Origin of the sequence: Klebsiella sp. CN_Kp091, from assembly GCF_040065095.1 — a bacterium.
GTDB classification, from domain to species: Bacteria; Pseudomonadota; Gammaproteobacteria; order Enterobacterales; family Enterobacteriaceae; genus Klebsiella; species Klebsiella aerogenes.
Window position 1 is genome coordinate 1 of sequence record NZ_JBEAIO010000033.1, and the last position, 599, is coordinate 599.

Annotated in this window: 1 rRNA gene; it reads right to left on the bottom strand. The window is 50.6% G+C overall.

Annotation, left to right across the window (positions count from 1 at the left end):
- A 16S ribosomal RNA gene (locus ABLV17_RS13620) occupies positions 1-453 on the bottom strand; the annotation flags it as partial.
- Positions 454-599 lie beyond the last annotated feature (146 nt).

A 599-nucleotide genomic window follows, 5' to 3' on the forward strand; every position in this document is an offset into this window, starting at 1 on the left:
GCCTTCCTCCTCGCTGAAAGTACTTTACAACCCGAAGGCCTTCTTCATACACGCGGCATGGCTGCATCAGGCTTGCGCCCATTGTGCAATATTCCCCACTGCTGCCTCCCGTAGGAGTCTGGACCGTGTCTCAGTTCCAGTGTGGCTGGTCATCCTCTCAGACCAGCTAGGGATCGTCGCCTAGGTGAGCCATTACCCCACCTACTAGCTAATCCCATCTGGGCACATCTGATGGCATGAGGCCCGAAGGTCCCCCACTTTGGTCTTGCGACGTTATGCGGTATTAGCTACCGTTTCCAGTAGTTATCCCCCTCCATCAGGCAGTTTCCCAGACATTACTCACCCGTCCGCCGCTCGTCACCCGAGAGCAAGCTCTCTGTGCTACCGCTCGACTTGCATGTGTTAGGCCTGCCGCCAGCGTTCAATCTGAGCCATGATCAAACTCTTCAATTTAAGTTTGATGCTCGTGAATTAAACTTCGTAATGAATTACGTATGTTCACTCAGAGACTTGGTATTCATTTATTGTCCGAAGACATTAAGAATCCATGTCACTTTGAGTGCCCACACAGATTGTCTGATAAATTGTTAAAGAGCAGT